Here is a 20,443-nt window from a genome sequence, read left to right on the forward strand (position 1 = left end):
ATGGCGGAAGACACCACCGAGGGGACCCCTCGGCTCGGCAAAGTCACCGCGTGGGACGGGAACGTCGTCCATCTGCAACCGCCAGGCGGGGGAACCGTGTGGACGGCCGCACCGTCCGGGCTTCGCCGCCCGACCGAGGAAGAACGCGCGCTGATCCTTGTCCTCACCCGCCCGGTCACGGCGACGAGGCCGACACGCCGTGCACGGCAGACCTGTCCCGAGCCACCAGTGGTGCTCTCGGTGGACCCCGTACCGCCCGCCGTACCGGCCCCGGGCTGCGCGACGTGCGCGCTCGCCGCCGATTGGGAGCGGTACCGCCTCCGGACGCACGACCAGTCGGCGGCGGCGGACTTCCGGGTCGAGATGCGCAACCACCCTCACGCCAAGCCGAAGTTGAGCCTCCCGGTGGACCCTCCTGAGCAGCCGTGATCACGGCGGAGGTTCCGCACCGCCAAGGCGCCGCGGAGCCGCCCCCGTCGGGTCAGACGGTGATCGGCTTGCGGTAGCGGACGTGCTCGCCCTGGCGCCGGAACCCCACGCTCTCGTAGAGGTCGTAGGAGCGGTGCGGATTCGCGGTCCCTGTGTACAACCGGGCGGTTTCGGCACCGTGCTCGCGAAGGCATCGCAACCCGTCCAGCAGCAGGGCCCGCCCGAGTCCCAGCCGTCTCGACTCCTTCCGGACGCTCAATTCCTCGACCTCGCCCACGGTGGGGTCCTGCCGACGGATGGAGCACAGGGCGACACCGGCCATGTGTTTCCCCTCCCAAGCGGCCCGCCAGCAGGTCGGATCGGCCGTGGCGAGGAAGCTCTCGAAGGTCCACCTCTCGGTGAAGGCGGCGCCCGCATAGGAGTCGACGACCGTCTTCCAGGCCGCGCGGTAGCTGCTTGGATCGATGCGACCGACTCGGATGCCGACCGGCAACGTCTTGCGGTCGGGGAGCTGTCGGAGATCTGCCAGCTCCAGCTCCACCAGGCTGAAGACACGTCGGTATCCGGTTTCGAGCAGCAGTGTCGTCGCATCCTGTTCAGAGGCCATGGCGTTCGCGCCGAGCACGGCCGTCCGTGCGGTTCCGTGCTGTCGCACGAGCCGGCGGATACGGCGTTCCGCCCAGCCGAGCATGGCTGAGCCGATGCCCCGGCCGCGGTGCTCGGGCAGCAGGTAGCCACGGTGCAGGTACAACCACGTCCCGTCTCGCTCCTGCCACCACCTGATCGTCGAGTAGCCGACGACGCCACCGTCGTGCTCCACCAGGACTTGGTCATGGGACGGGTCGTCCAGCCTGGCGGAGGCTTCGGCGATCTCGGCTGCCGTCGGGAGACCTTCCACGACCGAGCGGGCATCGATCCGGTCCCGCTTCGCGCAGCCCAGCCGCACGGCGGCCATGGCGCCGTGGTCTTCCTGACCGCGGTACGGCCGGAAGACGTAACCAGGCACGCATTCCAGCGGCACAAGGCCGTCGCCGCTGCTCACGCCCACACCAGGACCCCCGTCGCGTCGGATGTGCGATGTCATCGATCACGCAAGCGTAGGCCGCGTCGATCGAACGGCGGAACTCGTTTGGTGCGGCGCGCCCCGGACGTACTCCATGGCCTTCCTGTTCGCTGCTGGTGCCGCCGTCGGCCTGCCAGATGTCGACGCTCTGGCCGTTCTTCACGAAGGGCGTGAAGCGTTCGCCGAGGCCGAGGATCTGCTCGCCGACGCCGAGTGCCGGCTGGACGGCCATATGGTGGGCGCCGTCGGGGGTGGTGACGAAGGCGGTGCCCTTGCGGCCCGCCTCGGCGAGGGGGCGGCCCGCCGGATCGCGGAACTCCAGGGTCCAGGGCTTCGAGCGGTCCAGGCGCAACCGGAGGGGTCCGGAGGCGAGTTCGACGACGGGTCCGTCCTCGTGGACCGCGCCCTCGGCGTTCCCGGAGGCGTCGAGGGCGAAGTCGGGGCCCGGGCGGGCCTTTCCGGCGTGGTGGGTGACGCGGACGCCGATGACTCCCTCAGTCATCCCGGAACAGTCATCCCGGAAAACAACACGGCGAACCAGCCCCCGGGTCCCGCCCACTCCGTTCAGAAAGCGCTTGCGCGACCCATTGACGAAACATCAGCGCCCCCTTAGCTTCATGCCCGTTGCACTTCGTACGTCATATATGAGACGCGATACACGAGATCTGAGAGTGCTCCATGGCCTTCGCCCCCAGCCCCATCCCCTCCCGCACCCAGTACGTCCTGGAAGCGATCAAGCACGACATCCTCACCGGGGGCCTCAGACCCGGCCAGGCGCTCGTGGAGACCGAACTCGCCGCGCGCTTCGGGGTGTCGAAGACCCCGGTCCGCGAGGCGCTCAAGACCCTCGCGGGCAGCGGGCTCGTGGTGATGAGCCAGTACAAGGGCGTCACGGTCCGGACGGTCGACGCGGACATGGCCCGCGCGGTGTACGACGTGCGCCTGCTCCTGGAGCCCGAGGCCGTCCGCCGCGCCGTCGCCTCCGGCGCCCCGCTCGACGCGGCCGACGAGGCCCTGCGCCGCGCCGCCGGAGCCGAGGACCCGGCCGAACGGTCCCTCGCCAACCGGGACTTCCACCGGGCGCTCTACCTGCCCTGCGGCAATCCGCTGCTCGGCCGGATGCTCGACGAGGTCCGCGACCAGGCGGCCCTGGTCTCCACGGTCGCCTGGGCCGCCGTCCCCTCCTGGGAGCGCGAGGCCGCCGAGCACGCGGAGATCCTGCGCCTCGCCGTCGCGGGCGACGTCGAGGGGGCGGGCAGGGCCGTGCACGACCACATCGCCTCGTTCGTCGAGCGCGCCTTCCCCCGGTCCCCCGAACCGCGTCTCCCCCAGTCCCCCGTGAACAGCGAACGAGCGAACAGCGAGTGAGCATGGAATTCGAGACGATGAGGGCCGCCCTCGCCGACGTCGTGGCCATCCCGGTCACCCCGTTCGCCGAGGACGGCTCCGTGGACACCGCCGCCCACCGCGCGCTCCTGCGCCGGCTGCTCGACGGCGGGGTCCGCACCCTCACCCCCAACGGCAACACCGGCGAGTTCTACGCCCTCACCCCCGAGGAGCGCCGCTCCCTCACCGAGGCCACCGTCGAGGAGGCCGCCGGTCGCGCCGCGGTCCTGGTCGGCGTCGGACACGACGTGCCGACCGCGGTGGAGGCCGCCCGGCACGCCCGCGCCGCCGGCGCCCACATGGTGATGGTCCACCAGCCCGTCCACCCGTACGTCTCCGAGAGCGGCTGGGTCGACTACCACCGGGCCATCGCCGAGGCCGTGCCCGAGCTCGGCGTCGTCCCCTACCTCCGCAACCCGCTCCTGAGCGGGGCCCGGCTCGCCGAACTCGGCTCCGCCTGCCCCAACGTCGTCGGCGTGAAGTACGCCGTCCCGGACGCGGCCCGGTTCGCCGGCTTCGCGCGTGACGCGGGCCTCGACCGGTTCGTGTGGGTGGCGGGCCTCGCCGAGCCGTACGCGCCCGCGTACTTCGCGGGCGGCGCGACCGGCTTCACCTCCGGTCTGGTCAACGTCTCCCCCGCACTCTCCCTGGAGATGCTGGAGGCGCTGCGGGCGGGCGACTACCCGACGGCGATGAAGGTGTGGGAGCGGATCCGCCGCTTCGAGGAGCTGCGCGCGGCCAACGCGAGCGCCGACAACGTGACCGTGGTGAAGGAGGCCCTCGCCTCGCTCGGCCTGTGCCGCCGTGACATCCGCCCGCCGAGCCGGGAACTCCCGGAGGCGGAGCGGGCCGAGGTGGCGGCGATAGCCGCCGGGTGGCCGGTATGAGCAGGCGTCCGGAGGAGCTCCGCAGCCACCAGTGGTACGGCACGGACGGGCTGCGCTCGTTCAGCCACCGCGCCCGCACCCGGCAGCTCGGCTACCTGCCCGAGGAGCACCTCGGCAAGCCGGTGATCGCGGTCCTCAACACCTGGTCCGACATCAACCCCTGCCACGTCCATCTGCGGGACCGGGCGCAGGCGGTGAAGCGGGGCGTGTGGCAGGCGGGCGGCTTCCCGCTGGAATTCCCGGTCTCCACCCTGTCGGAGACCTTCCAGAAGCCGACCCCCATGCTCTACCGCAACCTCCTGGCGATGGAGACGGAGGAGCTGCTGCGCTCGTACCCGGTGGACGGGGCGGTCCTCATGGGCGGCTGCGACAAGACGACCCCGGCGCTCCTCATGGGCGCGGCCTCGGTCGACCTGCCGACCGTGTTCGTGCCGGCGGGACCGATGCTGCCGGGCCACTGGCGGGGCGAGACGCTCGGCTCCGGCACGGACATGTGGAAGTACTGGGACGAGAAGCGGGCCGGAACGATCGGCGACTGCGAGATGGCCGAGCTGGAGAGCGGTCTCGCCCGCTCCCCCGGCCACTGCATGACGATGGGCACGGCGTCCACGCTCACCGCCGCCGCCGAGACCCTGGGCGTGACCGTGCCGGGTGCCTCCTCGGTGCCGGCGGTGGACTCCGGGCACGACCGGATGGCCGCCGCGTCGGGGCTGCGGATCGTGGAGCTCGTGCGGAAGGACGTCAGGCTCTCCCGGATCCTGACCCGGGAGGCGTACGAGGACGCCGTGGCGGCCGTCCTGGCCCTCGGCGGTTCGACCAACGCGGTCATCCATCTGATCGCGATGGCCGGCCGGTCGGGGGTGAAGCTGACGCTCGACGACTTCGACCGGATCGCGCGGACCGTGCCGGTGCTCGCGAACCTGCGGCCCGGCGGGCGGTACCTGATGGAGGACTTCCACTTCGCGGGCGGCATGACCGGGTTCCTGTCCCGGCTGACCGACGTGCTCCACCTGGACCGGCCGACCGTCTCGCACGCGACGCTGCGCGAGCAGCTGGCCGGCGCCCTCGTCCACGACGACGAGGTGATCCGGCAGCGGTCGAGGCCGCTGGCCGCCGAGGGCGGGGTCGCGGTCCTGCGCGGCAACCTCTGCCCCGACGGCGCCGTCATCAAGCACATCGCGGCCGAGCCCCGCCTCCTGAAGCACACCGGTCCCGCGGTCGTCTTCGACGACTACCGGACGATGCAGCGGACCATCGACGACCCGGCGCTCGGGATCACGGCCGAGCACGTGCTCGTGCTGCGCGGCGCGGGTCCGAAGGGCGGGCCGGGGATGCCCGAGTACGGCATGCTGCCCATCCCCCGGTACCTCCTGGAGCAGGGGGTGCGGGACATGGTCCGGATCTCGGACGCCCGGATGAGCGGGACGAGTTACGGGGCGTGCGTGCTGCACGTGGCGCCCGAGTCGCACGTCGGCGGACCCCTCGCCCTCGTCCGTACGGGCGACACGATCACCCTCGACGTCGCGGCCCGCTCCCTCCACCTGCACGTCACGACCGAGGAGCTGGACGGCCGCAGGGCCGCGTGGACGCCGCCGCCGGCCCGGTACGAGCGCGGCTACGGCGCGCTCTACATGGAGCAGATCTCCCAGGCGGACACCGGCTGCGACTTCGCGTTCCTGGCCCGGCCGGGAGCCACCCCCGATCCGTACGCGGGCTGATCCACGCCCGGCCGCGCACTCCCCGTCCCGCCCGTCCGAAATCTCGAACGTCGTTCGCGAAGCGCTTCACCGAGAACGGAGCCGCCGTCATGGCCTCAGCTGTGACCCCAGCACGCCGAGCCGCCGTCGTGGCCCCGGCCGTGACCCCCTCACGCCGGGCCGCCCTGCCCTACCTGCTGATCGCCCCCGCGGGCCTGCTGATGCTGGGGTTCATCGCGTACCCGGTGCTCAGCGTCTTCTATTACAGCCTGCGCCACCACAACCCCACCAAGCCCTGGCGGAACGGCTTCGCCGGCCTGGACAACTTCACCCGGATCTTCACCGACGACCCGCGGTTCTGGGGGACGCTGACCTTCAGCCTCAAGTGGGTCGTGGTGGAGGTGGCCCTCCAGCTCCTCTTCGGGCTCGCGCTCGCCCTCATCGTGAACCAGACCTTCGCCGGCCGCGCGCTCGGCCGGGCCCTGGTCTTCTCGCCCTGGGCGGTCTCGGGCGTCCTCACCTCGGCGATCTGGGTGCTGCTCTACAACTCCCAGACCGGGATCAGCCGTTACCTCGCGGACCTCGGCATGGGCACGTACGGCACGTCCTGGCTCTCCGACACCTCGACCGTCTTCCCCGCGGCGGTCGTCGCCGACCTCTGGCGCGGGGTGCCCTTCTTCGCGATCCTCATCCTGGCCGACCTCCAGTCCGTGCCGAAGGACCTGTACGAGGCGGCCGAGGTCGACGGGGCGGGCAGGCTCAGGCAGTTCCTGCACATCACGCTCCCCCACCTCCGGGACGCGATCGTCCTGTCCACGCTGCTGCGCGCGGTCTGGGAGTTCAACAACGTCGACCTGCTGTACACGCTGACCGGCGGCGGCCCCGCGGGCGAGACCACCACCCTGCCGCTCTACATCGCCCACACCAGCGTCGACGCCCACAACTTCGGTTACGCCTCCGCCCTCACCACGGTGGCGTTCGTGATCCTTCTCTTCTGCTCGATGGTCTATCTGCGCCTGAGCAAGTTCGGAGGCGACGGCAAGTGACAGCCGCGATCCCCCTGACCGCCGCTCCCGCCCGCACGAGGCACAGGGCCTGGGACGAGGTGCCCCGCTGGCAGATCTACCTGCCGCTCGGGATCTACCTCCTCTTCACCCTCGTGCCCTTCTACTGGATCCTGCTCTTCGCCGTACGGCCCGCCGGCTCGACCTCGCTGCTGCCCTGGCCGATGACGACGGCGCACTTCGAGAAGGTGTGGACCGAGCGGAACTTCGCCGTCTTCTTCCAGAACAGCCTGCTCATCGGCCTGGCGGTGCTCGTCAGCACCACCGTCGTCGCCCTGGCCGGCGGATACGCCCTCGCCCGCTTCGACTTCCGGATCAAGAAGGGCTTCATGCTGGCCCTGCTCTGCTCCCAGTTCGTGCCGGGCGCCCTGCTCCTCGTCCCGCTCTTCCAGATCTTCGCCGGGCTGCGGATGATCAACTCGCTGGGCAGCGTCGTCATCGCCGAGACCGTCTTCCAGCTCCCGCTGTCGATGATCCTCATCAGCGGCTTCATCAGGAACGTGCCGTACTCCCTGGAGGAGGCGGCCTGGGTCGACGGCTGCAACCGCTTCCACGCCTTCCGGATCGTCGTCCTGCCGCTGCTGCGGCCCGGACTGGTCGCCGTCGGCTCCTTCGCCTTCGTGCACGCCTGGAACCACTTCCTCTTCGCCCTGATGTTCCTCAGCAGCCAGGACAAGCAGACCATCCCCGTCGGCCTCAACACCCTCATGGGCGCCGACAGCGTCGACCTCGGCGCGCTCGCCGCGGGCGGCGTCATCGCCGCCGTCCCCGTGGTCGTCGTCTTCGCCTTCATCCAGAAGTGGCTGGTCACCGGCTTCAGCGCCGGGGCGGTGAAGGGATGACCGGGAACCCCACGACCAAGGAAGACATGAACACCGCACGCACCCCGCTGCCGGTCGTCCTCGCCGGCGCCCGCGGCCACGGCCGCAGCCACCTCCTCAACATCCGCCGCCTCGAAGAGCGCGGTCTCGTCCGCCTCGCCGGGGTCTGCGAGCTCCGCCCCCTCGACGCGGCCGAACTGGACGGCATCGGCGACCCGGAGCAGTCCGCCGACTTCGAGACGCTCCTCGCCTCCACCGGCGCCCGGATCGCCGTGCTCTCCACCCCCATCCAGACCCACACCGACATGGCACTCGCCGCCGCCCGGCACGGCGCGCACATCCTCCTGGAGAAGCCGCCCGCCCCCTCGTACGCCGAGTTCCGCCGGATGGCCGACGGCGTCGAGGCCGCCGGAGCGGCCTGCCAGATCGGCTTCCAGTCGCTCGGCTCGCACGCCGTCCCCGCGGTCCGCCGGATGGTGGAGGAGGGCGCGATCGGCGAACTCCTCGGCGTCGGCGCGGCCGGCGCCTGGATCCGCGACGAGGCGTACTTCCGGCGCGCGCCCTGGGCGGGACACCGGCGGCTCGACGGCGTGGACGTCGTCGACGGGGCCCTCACCAACCCGCTCGCGCACGCCGTCGCCACGGCGCTCGCGGTCTCCGGCTCCACCCGCGCCGAGGACGCCCCGCACATCGAGACGGAACTGCTGCGCGCGAACGCCATCGAGTCCGACGACACCTCGGCGGTACGGGTCGTGACCTCGGCCGGCACCCCGGTCACGGTCGCGGCGACGCTGTGCGCGGAGAAGTCCGCGGAGCCGTACGTCCTCGTCCACGGCAGCCGGGGCCGGATCACCTTCTGGTACCGGCAGGACCGGGTCCTGGTGCAGCGCGCCGGGCACGGTCCCGTGGAGACCGATCACGGCCGCACCGACCTCCTGGAGAACCTCGTCGCGCACGTCACCGAGGGCGAGCGGCTGTGGGTGCCCCCGGCGGAGACCGGTGCCTTCATGCGGGTCGTCGAGGCGGTGCGGACCGCCCCCGAGCCCCTGGACGTCCCCGCCGCCCACTGGCGCACCGAGCCCGGCGGGAGCGGGCCGCGCCGGGTCGTCGAAGGCGTGGACGCCCTGGTCGACGCGAGCGCCGAAGCCCTCGCGCTCTTCTCCGAACTCGGCGCCCCCTGGGCGCCGTCGCCCCGGGCGGAGGCCCGATGACCGCCGGCGCCTCCACCGTCCTGCGCTGCGCGGGCCGCGTCGTCGCCCGCTACACCACCCGGCCCGAGCTCGCCGCCGACCGCTCCCCCCGGCCGTACCTCCACCCCGTCACCACCCTCGCCGGGCTGCCGGTGACGGAGACCGCGCCCGAGGACCACCCCCATCACCTCGGGGCGGGCGTCGCCGTGGCCGACGTCGCGGGCCACAACTTCTGGGGCGGGCGCACCTTCGTGCGCGGCCGGGGCTCCGTCGAGCTCGACAACCACGGGACGCAGCGGCACGACGGCTTCAAGCTGTGCGACCCGGACGGCTTCGTGGAGGAGCTGAGCTGGACGGCCGGCGGCGAGCGGCTGCTCCGCGAGCACCGGACGGCGGCGGCCACCGCGCTCACCGACACCGCCTGGGCGCTCGACCTCACGTTCTCCCTGACCAACGTGTCGGGGCGGGAGCTGTCGATCGGCAGCCCGGCGACGAACGGCAGGCCCGGGGCCGCGTACGGCGGCTTCTTCTGGCGCGCGCCGAAGGAGGCGGCGGCACCCGTCGTCTTCGGGCCGGAGACGGACGGCGAGGAGGCCGTGCACGGCGCCGTCGCCGACTGGGCGGCCCTGGCCGGCGAGGGCTGGACCCTGGTGTTCGCCGGGGCGACCGCGCGGACCCGCCGCGACCCGTGGTTCGTGCGGGCCGCCGAGTACCCCGGGGTCGGCTCCTCCCTCGCGCACGGGGCGCGGCTCCCGGTGGCGGCCGGGGAGACCTTCGTACGCCGGGTGGTGACCGTGGTCGCCGACGGCCGGCTCGACCGGCCGCAGGCCGCGGCCCTGGTGCGCAAGGCGGTGGCCTCATGAGCGCCCCGCCCGCCGGCGACCTGGGCGACGGCACGTACCGCAATCCGGTCCTGGCGGCCGACTGGTCGGACCCGGACGTCCTGCGGGTCGGCGAGGACTACTACCTGACCGCGTCCAGCTTCGGCCGCGCCCCCGGGCTGCCCCTGCTGCACTCCCGGGACCTGGTCAACTGGACGCTGGTCGGCCACGCCCTGGAGCGGCTCGAACCGGCCGCGGCGTTCACCGCGCCCCGGCACGACCGCGGGGTGTGGGCGCCCTCGCTCCGCCACCACGACGGCCGGTTCTGGATCTTCTGGGGCGACCCCGACCACGGGATCTTCCAGGTCAACGCCCCTTCGGTGCGCGGCCCCTGGACCGCGCCGCACCTGGTGAAGGCGGGCCGCGGTCTGATCGACCCCTGCCCGCTGTGGGACGAGGAGTCGGGCGGGGCGTACCTCGTGCACGCCCTGGCCAGGTCCCGTGCCGGGGTCAGCAACCGGCTGATCGGGCACCGGATGAGCCCGGCCGGCGACGAGGTCCTCGACGAGGGCCGGGTCCTGGTCGACGCCGACCGGATCCCCGGCTGGTTCACCCTGGAGGGCCCGAAGCTGTACCGGCACGACGGCCGGTTCTGGATCCTGGCTCCGGCCGGGGGCGTGGCCACCGGCTGGCAGGGCGCCTTCCGGTCCCGGTCGTTCTCCGGCCCGTACGAGGAGCGGATCGTCCTGGCCCAGGGCGGCACCGACGTCAACGGGCCGCACCAGGGCGGATGGGTGCGCACCCAGCGCGGCGAGGACTGGTTCCTGCACTTCCAGCAGTCCGGCGCGCACGGCCGGCTCGTCCACCTCCAGCCGATGCGCTGGGGCGCGGACGGCTGGCCGGTGCTCGGCGACGGGGGCGCACCCGTCCGGGTCCACCGGAAGCCGGACCTGCCGGAGCAGCCGCCCGCCCGGCCCGCGGTGGACGACACCTTCCCCGGCGGGCGGTTCGGCCGGCAGTGGCAGTGGACCGCCAACCCGGCCGCGGGCTGGGCCAGTCAGCACGCGGGCGACGGCCTGCGCCTCGGCTGTGTGCGCACGGAGCACCCGGACGATCTGCGGAGCGTGCCGCACGTGCTCACCCAGCGGCTGCCGGCCGGGGCCCTGACCGTCGAGGTCGGGCTGCGGCTCGCCGGCGAGGCGCCCGGGGCCCGCGCGGGCCTGGTCGTCCTGGGCGACGCGTACGCCTGGATCGGTCTGGAGCGGGCTCCGGACGGCACGACCCGGCTCGTGCACCGCTTCGCCCCGGCCGGCGCCGACCGGGAGCGGGACGCGGCGCACGCGCTGCCCGTCCCCGGGGACCGGGCGCTGCTGCGGATCGAGGTCACGGCGGACGCGCGCTGCCGCTTCTCGTACGCCGTCGACGGGGCCGCGGCCCCGGTCCGGCTCGGGCCGGAGTTCGCCGCCACGCCCTGGCGCTGGGTCGGCGCGCTCCTCGGCCTGTTCGCGGGCGCGCCGGAGGGCGCGGGGCACGCCGGGACGGCCGTGTTCTCCGCCTTCCGCGTCACCCCCGCCTGACGTCTCCCCTCCGAACCCCCCACCTCCCCATCACCCGCAAGACCCGAGAGAAGAGAGCCGACGATGACCATCTTCCCCGGCGGGCGGCGCAGAGCCGCTCTCGCCCTCGCCCTGTCCGGTGTCCTCGCCCTGACCGCCACCGCCTGCGGTGACGACGGCAGCGGCGCGGCCGGTGACAAGGGCACCGAGGGATCGGGCAAGGGAAAGATCACCTTCTGGGACAACAACGGCGGTGTCCGCACCGAGGTCTGGAAGGAGATCATCGCGGACTTCGAGAAGGCGAACCCCGACATCGACGTCGAGTACGTCGGGATCGCCTCCAAGGAGGTCCAGTCCAAGTACGACACCGCCATCCAGGGCGACGGCCTGCCGGACGTGGGCGGCGTCGGTGCGGCGATGCTCGCCGGGATCGCCGCGCAGAACGCCCTGGAGCCGCTGGACGCCCGCATCGAGGCGAGTTCGCTCAAGGGCAAGCTGAACCCGGGCATGCTCGCGAGCGTGAAGTCCGCGGGCGGTCAGGGCAAGCTGTTCACCGTCCCCACCTCGGCGAGCAACGGCGTGCTGTACTACCGCACCGACCTGTTCGAGGCCGCGGGTCTGCCGGAGCCCACCACCTGGTCGAAGTTCTACGCGGCGGCCGACAAGCTGACCGCCGTCGACAAGAACCGCTTCGGCTACACGATCCGCGGCGGCGCCGGTTCCATCGCCCAGGCGCTCGACGCCATGTACGGCCAGAGCGGCATCACCAGCTTCTGGAACGGCGACAGGACGACCGTCAACGACCCGAAGAACGTGGCCGCCCTGGAGAAGTACGCGGCGCTGTACAAGAAGAACACCCCGGCCGCCGACGTCAACAACGACTTCACCAAGATGGTCGCCCAGTGGGACAGCGGCGAGATCGGCATGCTGAACCACAACCTGGGCTCGTACCAGGACCACGTGAAGGCGCTCGGCACGGACAGGTTCCGGGGCATTCCGAACCCGACGCTCGACGACGGCACCCGCGTCCAGGTCTCCAACCCGGTCGACGGCCTGGGGCTCTTCTCGTCCAGCAAGAACAAGGCCGCCGCCTGGAAGTTCATCGAGTTCGCGGCCTCCCACGCCTCCAACAGCAAGTGGAACAGGTCCGCCGGCGCGATCCCCGCCAACACCGAGGCCGCCGCCGACCCGTGGCTCGCGGAGGCCGAGCCGACCAAGCTCGGCGCCGAGGTCCTCTTCAGCGGCAAGGCCACGATCGTGGAGCTGCCCTACTACCTGCCGGACTGGAACACCATCTCCAAGGCCGACAACGAGCCCGGTTTCCAGAAGGTCCTGCTCGGCAAGTCCACCGCGAAGGAGTTCCTCGACCACCTCGCCGAGCAGCTGAACACGGCCCAGGCCGAGTGGAAGCAGCAGAACAGGTGAGCGTCGGCCGCCGCACGGTCGTCACGGCCGGGGCGGGCCTCGCGCTCGCCCTGGCCGGGGCCCCCGCCGCCCGAGCCCAAGGACATCCCCACATGCGCACCCTCTTCATCGCGGGCGACTCCACGGCCGCCCGGAAGTACGCCGACGCCGCGCCGGAGACCGGCTGGGGCATGGCGCTCCCCTTCTTCCTGCACCGGGGCCTGACGGTCGCCAACCACGCCGTCAACGGCCGCAGCACCAAGAGCTTCCTCGACGAGGGGCGGCTCGACCCGGTCCTGGCGGCGCTCCGCCCCGGCGACCTGCTCCTGGTGCAGTTCGGCCACAACGACGAGAAGGCCGCCGACCCCACCCGCCACACCGAGCCGTGGACCACCTACCAGGACAACCTCCGGGTCTTCGTCGAGGGGGCGCGCTCCCGGGCCGCCCTCCCGGTGCTCGCCACCCCGGTGGAGCGGCGGAGGTTCGCCGTGGACGGCACCGCGCTGCGCACCCACGGCGCCTATCCGGCGGCGATGCGGGAGGTGGCCCGGGAGTCGGACGTACCGCTGCTCGACATCGAGGCGCTGTCCCTGGCGCTGTGGCAGCGGCTGGGGCCGGAGGCCACGAAGACGTACTTCAACTGGACGGCGACCGAGCGGGACGACACCCACTTCAATCCGCCCGGGGCGATCGAGGTGGCCCGGCTCGTCGCCACCGAGCTGCTCGCCACCCACGTCCTCGCGCCGCGCGAGACGCGCCGCCTGCACGACGGGATCGACCCCGCCCGGATCACCTGGCCCGCTTCCGAGGAGAGCCCCTCATGAACCGACGCAAGCAGCTGGGAGCGGTGGCCGCGGCCGCCCTCGTCCTCACCGTCACCGCGCCGGCGGCCGGTGCGCACGCCGGTCACCGGCCGGCCGCCGACCCGGCCCGCGCGGTCCTGCCGGCCGGGGACGGCTGGGCCGCCGCCGACGGCGGCACCACCGGCGGGTCCGCCGCCGACGCCTCCCGGGTCTTCACCGTCACCACCTGGGAGGAGTTCCGGGACGCGCTCGCCGTGCCCGGCACGGAGCCCCGCATCGTGAAGGTGGCCGGCGTCCTGGACGCGACCGCCGCCGGCTGCGCCGCCTTCGAGGCCCCCGGCTACGACTTCACCCGCTACCTCGCCGACTACGACCCGGCCGTCTGGGGGTACGAGAACGAGGTCAGCGGCCCCCAGGAGGAGCTGCGGGCGGCCTCGGCCACGGCACAGGGACGGGCGATCAAGGCGCAGGTGCCCGCCAACACCACGATCGTCGGGGTGGGGAGGCACGCGGGGATCACCGGCGGCAGCCTCCAGGTGCAGGGCGTGGACAACGTCGTCGTCCGCAACCTGACCCTGGAGTCCCCGCTCGACTGCTTCCCGCAGTGGGACCCCACCGACGGCGCGACCGGGGCGTGGAACTCCGAGTACGACAGCCTGGTCGTGCACGGCTCCACGCACGTCTGGATCGACCACAACACCTTCACCGACGGCGCCCACCCGGACAGTTCGCTGCCCTCGTACTACGGGGAGGTGTACCAGCGGCACGACGGCGAGCTGGACGTCGTGCGGGGCGCGGACCTCGTCACCGCCTCCTGGAACGTCTTCGCCGACCACGACAAGACCCTGATGATCGGCAACAGCGACGGCGCGGGCGCCACCGACCGGGGCAAGCTCCGGGTCACCCTCCACCACAACCTCTTCGAGAACGTGGTGGAGCGGGCGCCCCGGGTGCGCTTCGGCCGGGTCGACGCGTACAACAACCACTTCGTCGTGCCGGGTTCGGCGTACGTGTACAGCCTCGGCATCGGCCAGGAGTCGCAGCTGGTCGCCGAACGGAACGCGTTCACGCTCGCCGCGGGCGTCCCCGCCGGGAAGATCCTCAAGAAGTGGAAGGACGCGCCGGTCACCACCACCGCCAACCACGTCAACGGCGCCCCGGTCGACCTGCTCGCCGTCCACAACGCCCAGTACCCCGCAGAGCAGCTCCGCGCGGACGCGGGCTGGACCCCCGTCCTGCGCACCCGGGTCGACCACCCGAAGGCCGTCCCCGCCCTCGTCGACCGGCACGCGGGCGCCGGCCGCCTCCGCTGAGACCCCCAGGAGGACACGCATGCCCGCGCACCCCGACGGAGCCGCCCGCCCCGGACGCCGCACCCTGCTGGCCGCCGGTCTCGGCGGCGCCCTCGCCCCGGCCCTGCAGGCCGGGACCGCGACCGCCGCCCCCCGGGCCCCTTTCGGCCGCCTCGGCTCGCCCGGCGACCGGCTCACCCCCCGGACCCTGTACGTCCACCCCGGCGGTCTCGGCGACCACACCACGGTCCAGGCGGCGGTCACGGCGGCCGACGGTCCCGGCCGGACGCTGGTGCTCGCCCCCGGCACGTACCGCGAGACGGTCGTCGTCGGCCCCGGCCGCACGGACATGACCTGGATCGGCGCGAGCGGGGACCCCCGGGACGTCGTCGTGGTGTACGCCAACGCGGCCGGCACGCCCCGGCCCGGCGGCGGCACCCACGGCACGTCCGGATCCGCGACCACCACCGTCCAGGCGGACGGCTTCACCGCGCAGGACGTCACCTTCGCCAACGACTTCCTCCGCACGGACCTCCCCGGGAACCCCGGCACCCAGGCCGTCGCGCTGAAGGCGCAGGGCGACCGGTCGGCCTTCTTCCACTGCCGGTTCCTCGGCCATCAGGACACCCTGTACGCCGACTCGACGGCGCTCACGGCCGTGGCCCGGCAGTACTTCGCGCACTGCCATGTGGAGGGGGACGTCGACTTCGTCTTCGGCCGGGCCCGGGCGGTCTTCGAGCACTGCCACTTCCGGACGCTGGTCCGCCCGGACCTGGCGGCGGCCCCGTACGGCTTCGTCTTCGCGCCGTCCACGGCCCGGAGCAATCCGTACGGCTTCCTCGTCGCCCGCTGCCGGATCACCAGTGAGGCGCCGGACGGCTTCTACAAGCTGGCCAGGCCCTGGGTGCCGGGCTCCGACCCCACGGCCCGGCCGTCGCTCGTGGTCCGGGACGGCGTCCTCGGCCCCGGCATCGACGCCGTCGCGCCGTACGCGAACATGCGGGACGCCCACCCCTGGCAGGAGCAGCGCTTCGCCGAGTACCGCAACACCGGCCCGGGCGCGGTGATCACGGTCCCGGAGAACCGCCCCCAGCTCGATCCCGCCGAGGCCGCGTCCGCGACCCGGACGGCGTACCTGGGCGACTGGACGCCGCGACGGCCCTGCGCCTGACGGCCGCTCGCGCCCTCACGGGCGCAGGAGGGGGAACTCGGCCTCCGCCCAGAGCTCCCGGGGAGCGGCGGGCACGTCGTGCGCGTCGCACTCGTCCGTCCGCCACACCTTCGGCTGCCCCGGGGCGTCGTCGTACGACGGCCAGCCGGGGTCCCCGGTGGCGGCGAAGCCGGACCAGGCACCCACCATCCGGTGGGCGAGGTCGTGGTCGGCGGCGGTGGGGGCGCCGCCGATGAGGAAGGTCACGCACTCCTCGTCGACGTTGCCGAAGGCGAAGGGGACGTCCGCGCAGTGCCAGGCCCGCACGATCCCGCGCGGGTCCGTGCGCCGCCGGTCGAAGAGGGCCTGGAACGCCCGGCCGCCGCCCCGGGCGTGCTGCTCGACGAGTCGGTGGGCGTACTCGCCGAAGAGGAGGTCGCCGAAGACGGCCAGGTAGACGTCGGCGACCGGGGCGTCGGGCAACGCGGCGCGATAGCCGGCGAGGAGGCCGTCGGGGAGCCCGAAGTCCTCGGCGAACGCCGCCAGTCGCTCCTCGGTGGTGACCTCGGCGCAGCTGCCGACGGCGTCGAGCAGCCGGTACTCCTCCGTGGTGTGGCAGACGAGGAGGTCCACGTCCCCGGCCGCGCCGGCGGCCAGGCCCGTGAGGGGGTCGACGGGCAGGACGTCTCCGTCGAGGACGGGGGCGTAGAGCGAGGGGTCGTAGTGGCGGGATCCGGAGGCGGGGTCGCGCCGGTACTCCTCGACGACCCGGTCGGAGGCGGCGAGCAGCGCCTGCGGGGTCGCGGAGAGCAGGCCCTCGGCGGTGGCCGGGCGGCCGGCCGCGGCGGCGACCTCGCGGGTGGTCGCGGCGGCTAGGTCCCGTGGGTAGTGGGGGCTGGCGGGGCTGTGGGCGATGGCGCGGCGGAACAGGCCGCGGGCCCGGTCCATCACCATGAGGCAGGCGATCGACGCAGCCCCCGCGGAGTGACCGGCGACCGTGACGTTGCCGGGGTCGCCGCCGAACGCGGCGACGTTCTCCCGGACCCAGCGCAGGGCGGCGATCTGGTCGAGCAGCCCCCGGTTGTCAGGGAAGGCGGTCCCGTCGGCGTCGGGCACGTGCCCGAACCCCTCGAAGCCGACCCGGTAGTTGAGGGTGACGACGACCAGTCCGGCGCGGGCCAGGGCGGTGCCGTCGAGGTCGGGCTGGGCCGAGGAGCCGAAGGTGTAGGCGCCGCCGTGGATCCAGACGAGGACGGGCAGGGAGCCGCCGTCCGGGGCCGGGGTCCAGACGTTGACGGTGAGGACGTCCTCGTCGCCGGGCGACCACACGGGAGAGCCGGGCAGCTCCGCCGACTGCGGGGCCACGGGGCCGAAGGCCGTGCAGTCCCGCACTCCGGTCCACGCCTCCGCCGGGGCGGGCTCCCGGAACCGCAGGGCGCCGAACGGCGGTGCGGCGTGGGGGATTCCGAGCGCGGCGACGACGTCGCCGGACGCCCGGAAGCCCCGCACCGCACCGCTGGCCGTCTTGAAGATGTCCATGGGCTCAGCTTGTCATCGCGTCCGTGGCCGGCACCAACACCGAGATCATGACGATTCACGCGCCGCCGGTGTCAATGCCGGGCCGCGGCCGTCAGGCAGCAGGTCGACGCGGTCGATCGCCGTGCCCGGGCTGAGGGTTGCCGGGTGCGGCCGGCTGCTGCCGGAGCACCGCGGACCGGCCCCCTCCCCCGTACGGGCGGGAGGAGATCGGTCCGGAGTCGCGGGCGAGCCGCCCTCAGCCCAGCCGGGCGTCCGCGTAGACGTCCATCGCCTGCTGCTGGTACTCGGCGAGGCCGTCGGCGATCCTGTCGAAGTTCTCGCGGAAGCGCGGGTCCTCGACGTACGTCCGGGCCAGACCCCGGTACGCCTCGGCGCACGGGGTCCAGAAGCGGCAGACGTCCCGGTAGTGGGCGTCCACCTCGGCCTGGACGGCCGGGTCGGCGGCGGGCGTGCCGGCGGCCATGTGCTCCGCGAAGCGGATCATCCGGGCGGTGGCCTCGCGCTGCCACTGCTCGACGGCCTCGGGGGGCAGCCCTTCGAGCGCCTGCCGGGACCGCTCGTACGCCTCCGGCCACCGCTCCCGCGCCTCGGCCTCGATCTCGGGGTCGGCCCCGAAGCCCTCGAAGAGGTTCTCGGGGCGGTTGATGCTCACCATGTCCTGGTCCTCGCTTTCCTCGAGTTCGGCGATGGTGCGGGCCACCGTGCGGGCCAGGGTGCCGAGCCGGTCCCGCTCCGCGAGCAGCCGGGCGTGGTGCTCGCGCAGGACCGCCACGCGGTCCGCCCCGCTGTCCAGGACGTCCCGGATCTCGCGCAGGCCGAGGTCCAGCTCCCGCATGAGCAGGATCTGCTGGAGGCGCAGCAGCTGGGGCTCCTCGTAGTACCGGTGCCCGTCGCCCGCGGTCCAGGCGGGCGCGAGCAGGCCGATCTCGTCGTAGTGCCGCAGCGTCCGGGAGGTCACCCCGGACATCCGGGCCACATCCGCGATCGACCAGGCCATGACGGTGTCCTTCCTTCGCCGGGGGCCGGTGTCTCCGGCCCCGTACGAAGACCGTAGGAGTTGACGCCGCGTCAACCGCAAGTCGTTCAGGAGCCGCCGTACCCGAAGCCGCCCCGGAGGACGGTGCGGCCGCCGTCGGCACCGGTGAGCAGGACGGTGTACGTGTCGGCCGAGGCGTCCCGTACGCCCTCGGCGTGGTTGTACTGGGCGGCGAAGGTGTGGGGACCGGGCGGCACCGCGCGGCCCGGCTTGAGGGTCCACCGGTAGACCAGGGCACGGGGTTCCTCGGTCACCGTGACGGTGAAGTCCTCGGCGGGCCGGGTGCGCCAGTGGCCGGTGCTCACGACGCCGGGCGTGCGGGCGACCCGCAGCTCGACGGTGAGGCCGGCGACCGGGGACTCCGTCGTCACGGCGAGGTCGCTCTGCGCCCACCAGCGGTTGCTGCCGGGGTCGATCGTGCCGGCCGCCCGTGCCGTCGGACCGGGCGCGGGCAGGGTGGTGGCGGGTCCGGCCGGCCGGTCGTCCAGGGTGGTCGCCGCGAGGCCGCCGAGGCCGACGACCCCGGCGACGGCGGCGACGACGGCCACGACCGCCGGCCGGCGGCGGCCGGACCAGGGGCGCGGCGGCCGGTTCCGGCGCCCGGCCGGGGCGGGCGCGGCCATGCCCCGCTCCACCCGGGCGAGGATGCGGGCGTGGTCGGGCCGGTGTGCGAGCGCTGCCTCCCGCAGCTCGCGGCGGAGCTGTGCCTCGTCCATCAGCGCCTTCCCGCGGCGAGTTCGGTGGCGGCCCGGTCGCCGAGCAGCCGCTGGAGTTCCGCCATGCCCTTGGCGGTCTGGCTCTTGACCGTCCCGACGGAGACGCCGAGCGCGAGGGCGGTGTCGCGTTCGGACAGGTCGAAGGCGTGCCGGAGCACGACGCAGGCGCGCTTGCGGAAGGGCAGGGCGCGCAGGGCGGTGCGGACCGTCCACGACGGCGGGTACGTCCGGGTCCTCGGTGTGCTCCGGGCGCCGGTCCCAGAAGGCGGCGATCCGGCGCCGTTCGCGGACGGTGCCTCGGATGCGGGTGCGGACGAGGTTGGCGACGACGCCCCGGGCGTAGGCGGCGGGGTGGTCGGCGGCTCGGACCCGGTCCCAGCGGTGCCAGAGGGCGAGCATGGCGTCGGCGGCCACGTCGTCGGCGGCGTCGGTCTCGCCGGTCAGCAGGTGGGCCAGGCGCGCGAGTTCGGCGTAGTGGCGCTCGAAGAAGGCCCGGAACTCCGTCGCGCCGTCGTCGGCCGTGATCACGAGACGGAGGCGGACGCCGGGCCCGTGCTCGCGCGGGGCGTCAGGCGGGGCGGGATGAGCTCCGTGCCGCGAGGGGCCCCGCCGGACAGGCGCGCGACGAGCCGCTCGACGGCCAGCCGGCCCATCTCCTGGGCGGGTACGGAGACGGAGGTGAGCGGCACGGAGGCGTGCACGGCGACCTGGTCGGGGCAGATGGCGACGACGGAGACGTCCTCGGGCACGGCACGGCCCTGGTGGCGCAGGAGCGCGAGGAGCGGCTCGACGGCGGCCTCGTTCTGGACGACGAGGCCCGTGGTGCCGGGGCGTTCCTCGAAGACGCGGGTGACGGCGGCGGCGACGGCCGCGTAGGTGCCCTCGACGGGCCGGTGGAGCAGCCCGACGCCGTGGGCGCCGGCGGCGGCGCGCAGTCCGGTGAGGGTGCGGGCGGCGAAGCCCGTACCCCTCTCGTACACGGCGGGGGGTTCGCCGAGGACGGCGATCCGGGTGTGGCCGAGTCCGGCCAGGTGTTCGACGCAGCGGGCTCCGGCGGCCCCGAAGTCGAGGTCGACGGAGTCGAGTCCGGTGGCGTCGGCGGCCTCGGCGGTCTCGGCGGGCAGGCCGATGAGGACGGAGGGGCGCTCGGCCTCCTGGAGGCAGGGGAGCCGGGGGTCGTCGAGCCCCACGTCCATGACGATCATGGCGTCGGCGACGGCACTGCCCTCGACGCGGCGGACGGCTTCGGAGCCTTCCTCGCCGGTGAGCAGCAGCACGTCGTAGCCGTGGGAGCGGGCCGTGGTGGTGACGGCCATCGCGATCTCCATCGTCACCGGCACGTAGAGGCCGGTGCGGAGCGGCATCATCAGCGCGAGGACGTCCGTCCGGCTGCTGGCGAGGGCACGGGCGCCGGCGTGCGGCCGGTAGCCGAGGGCGTCGATGCTGTGCTGGATGCGCTCGCGGGTGGGCGCGGATATGGAGCGTTTGCCGCTGAGCACGTAGCTGACGGTGCTGGCCGAGACCCCGGCGTGGCGGGCGACATCGGCGAGGGTGACCACGTGCGTGCTCCTGGACGGTTCCCGGTGTTC

17 protein-coding genes and 2 pseudogenes are annotated in these 20,443 nt (G+C 73.6%); 12 read left to right on the forward strand and 7 right to left on the reverse strand.

The window, feature by feature from the left end; all coding sequences use genetic code 11:
- Positions 1 to 481: 481 nt before the first annotated feature.
- Positions 482 to 1,477, reverse strand: coding sequence for a GNAT family N-acetyltransferase (locus K7G60_RS07610; protein ID WP_225800025.1), 996 nt, complete (start codon positions 1,475 to 1,477; stop codon positions 482 to 484).
- Positions 1,478 to 1,595: 118 nt separating this feature from the next.
- A pseudogene (locus K7G60_RS07615) lies at positions 1,596 to 2,006 on the reverse strand (alpha-xylosidase); the annotation flags it as partial.
- A gap of 164 nt (positions 2,007 to 2,170) precedes the next feature.
- Between K7G60_RS07615 and K7G60_RS07620 the strand changes: the two are divergent.
- From K7G60_RS07620 to K7G60_RS07675, 12 genes are all read left to right on the forward strand, one after another.
- Positions 2,171 to 2,860, forward strand: coding sequence for a GntR family transcriptional regulator (locus K7G60_RS07620; protein WP_225800026.1), 690 nt, complete (start codon positions 2,171 to 2,173; stop codon positions 2,858 to 2,860).
- A 2-nt stretch (positions 2,861 to 2,862) separates the two neighbouring features.
- Complete coding sequence (locus tag K7G60_RS07625) at positions 2,863 to 3,765, forward strand: dihydrodipicolinate synthase family protein (protein WP_225800027.1); 903 nt, start codon at positions 2,863 to 2,865, stop codon at positions 3,763 to 3,765.
- Entirely contained in the window at positions 3,762 to 5,483 is a 1,722-nt protein-coding gene (gene araD / locus K7G60_RS07630; RefSeq protein WP_225800028.1) for an L-arabinonate dehydratase, read from the forward strand. The genes K7G60_RS07625 and araD overlap by 4 nt, the downstream gene beginning before the upstream one ends.
- 89 nt (positions 5,484 to 5,572) lie before the next feature.
- Positions 5,573 to 6,508, forward strand: a complete 936-nt coding sequence (locus K7G60_RS07635) for a carbohydrate ABC transporter permease (RefSeq protein WP_225800029.1) — start codon at positions 5,573 to 5,575, stop codon at positions 6,506 to 6,508.
- A complete protein-coding gene (locus tag K7G60_RS07640) occupies positions 6,505 to 7,368 on the forward strand; it encodes a carbohydrate ABC transporter permease (RefSeq protein WP_225800030.1) in 864 nt (287 codons plus the stop codon). The genes K7G60_RS07635 and K7G60_RS07640 overlap by 4 nt, the downstream gene beginning before the upstream one ends.
- A 26-nt stretch (positions 7,369 to 7,394) precedes the next feature.
- A complete protein-coding gene (locus K7G60_RS07645; RefSeq protein WP_225800031.1) occupies positions 7,395 to 8,558 on the forward strand; it encodes a Gfo/Idh/MocA family protein in 1,164 nt (387 codons plus the stop codon).
- Positions 8,555 to 9,400, forward strand: coding sequence for a PmoA family protein (locus K7G60_RS07650; protein WP_225800032.1), 846 nt, complete (start codon positions 8,555 to 8,557; stop codon positions 9,398 to 9,400). The genes K7G60_RS07645 and K7G60_RS07650 overlap by 4 nt, the downstream gene beginning before the upstream one ends.
- The gene (locus K7G60_RS07655; protein WP_225800033.1) at positions 9,397 to 10,935 is read left to right on the forward strand and encodes a glycoside hydrolase 43 family protein; all 1,539 of its coding nucleotides are present in this window, start codon (positions 9,397 to 9,399) and stop codon (positions 10,933 to 10,935) included. The genes K7G60_RS07650 and K7G60_RS07655 overlap by 4 nt, the downstream gene beginning before the upstream one ends.
- Positions 10,936 to 10,998: 63 nt before the next feature.
- The gene (locus K7G60_RS07660) at positions 10,999 to 12,339 is read left to right on the forward strand and encodes a sugar ABC transporter substrate-binding protein (protein WP_225800034.1); all 1,341 of its coding nucleotides are present in this window, start codon (positions 10,999 to 11,001) and stop codon (positions 12,337 to 12,339) included.
- Complete coding sequence (locus tag K7G60_RS07665; protein WP_225800035.1) at positions 12,336 to 13,142, forward strand: rhamnogalacturonan acetylesterase; 807 nt, start codon at positions 12,336 to 12,338, stop codon at positions 13,140 to 13,142. Before K7G60_RS07660 ends, K7G60_RS07665 begins: the two co-directional genes overlap by 4 nt.
- Positions 13,139 to 14,434, forward strand: coding sequence for a polysaccharide lyase family 1 protein (locus tag K7G60_RS07670; RefSeq protein WP_225800036.1), 1,296 nt, complete (start codon positions 13,139 to 13,141; stop codon positions 14,432 to 14,434). Before K7G60_RS07665 ends, K7G60_RS07670 begins: the two co-directional genes overlap by 4 nt.
- A gap of 19 nt (positions 14,435 to 14,453) precedes the next feature.
- A complete protein-coding gene (locus K7G60_RS07675) occupies positions 14,454 to 15,584 on the forward strand; it encodes a pectinesterase family protein (RefSeq protein ID WP_225800037.1) in 1,131 nt (376 codons plus the stop codon).
- Positions 15,585 to 15,599: 15 nt separating this feature from the next.
- Here K7G60_RS07675 and K7G60_RS07680 read toward each other — a convergent pair whose 3' ends face one another.
- From K7G60_RS07680 to K7G60_RS07700, 5 genes and pseudogenes are all read right to left on the reverse strand, one after another.
- Positions 15,600 to 17,102 carry a carboxylesterase/lipase family protein gene (locus K7G60_RS07680; RefSeq protein ID WP_225800038.1) on the reverse strand — a complete coding sequence of 501 codons (1,503 nt, stop codon included), beginning with the start codon at positions 17,100 to 17,102 and terminating at the stop codon, positions 15,600 to 15,602.
- Positions 17,103 to 17,337: 235 nt separating this feature from the next.
- Complete coding sequence (locus tag K7G60_RS07685; RefSeq protein ID WP_225800039.1) at positions 17,338 to 18,099, reverse strand: MerR family transcriptional regulator; 762 nt, start codon at positions 18,097 to 18,099, stop codon at positions 17,338 to 17,340.
- Positions 18,100 to 18,185: 86 nt separating this feature from the next.
- Positions 18,186 to 18,854 carry a hypothetical protein gene (locus tag K7G60_RS07690; RefSeq protein ID WP_225800040.1) on the reverse strand — a complete coding sequence of 223 codons (669 nt, stop codon included), beginning with the start codon at positions 18,852 to 18,854 and terminating at the stop codon, positions 18,186 to 18,188.
- Positions 18,854 to 19,382 (reverse strand): annotated as a pseudogene (locus K7G60_RS07695) (SigE family RNA polymerase sigma factor). The gene K7G60_RS07690 and the pseudogene K7G60_RS07695 overlap by 1 nt, the downstream one beginning before the upstream one ends.
- Positions 19,379 to 20,413 (reverse strand): LacI family DNA-binding transcriptional regulator, encoded by a 1,035-nt coding sequence (locus tag K7G60_RS07700; protein ID WP_225800041.1) that lies wholly within the window; start codon positions 20,411 to 20,413, stop codon positions 19,379 to 19,381. Before K7G60_RS07700 ends, K7G60_RS07695 begins: the two are co-directional and overlap by 4 nt.
- Positions 20,414 to 20,443: the final 30 nt, after the last annotated feature.

Origin of the sequence: Streptomyces sp. NK15101 (genome assembly GCF_020400725.1) — a bacterium.
In the GTDB taxonomy this organism is placed as follows: Bacteria; Actinomycetota; Actinomycetes; order Streptomycetales; family Streptomycetaceae; genus Streptomyces.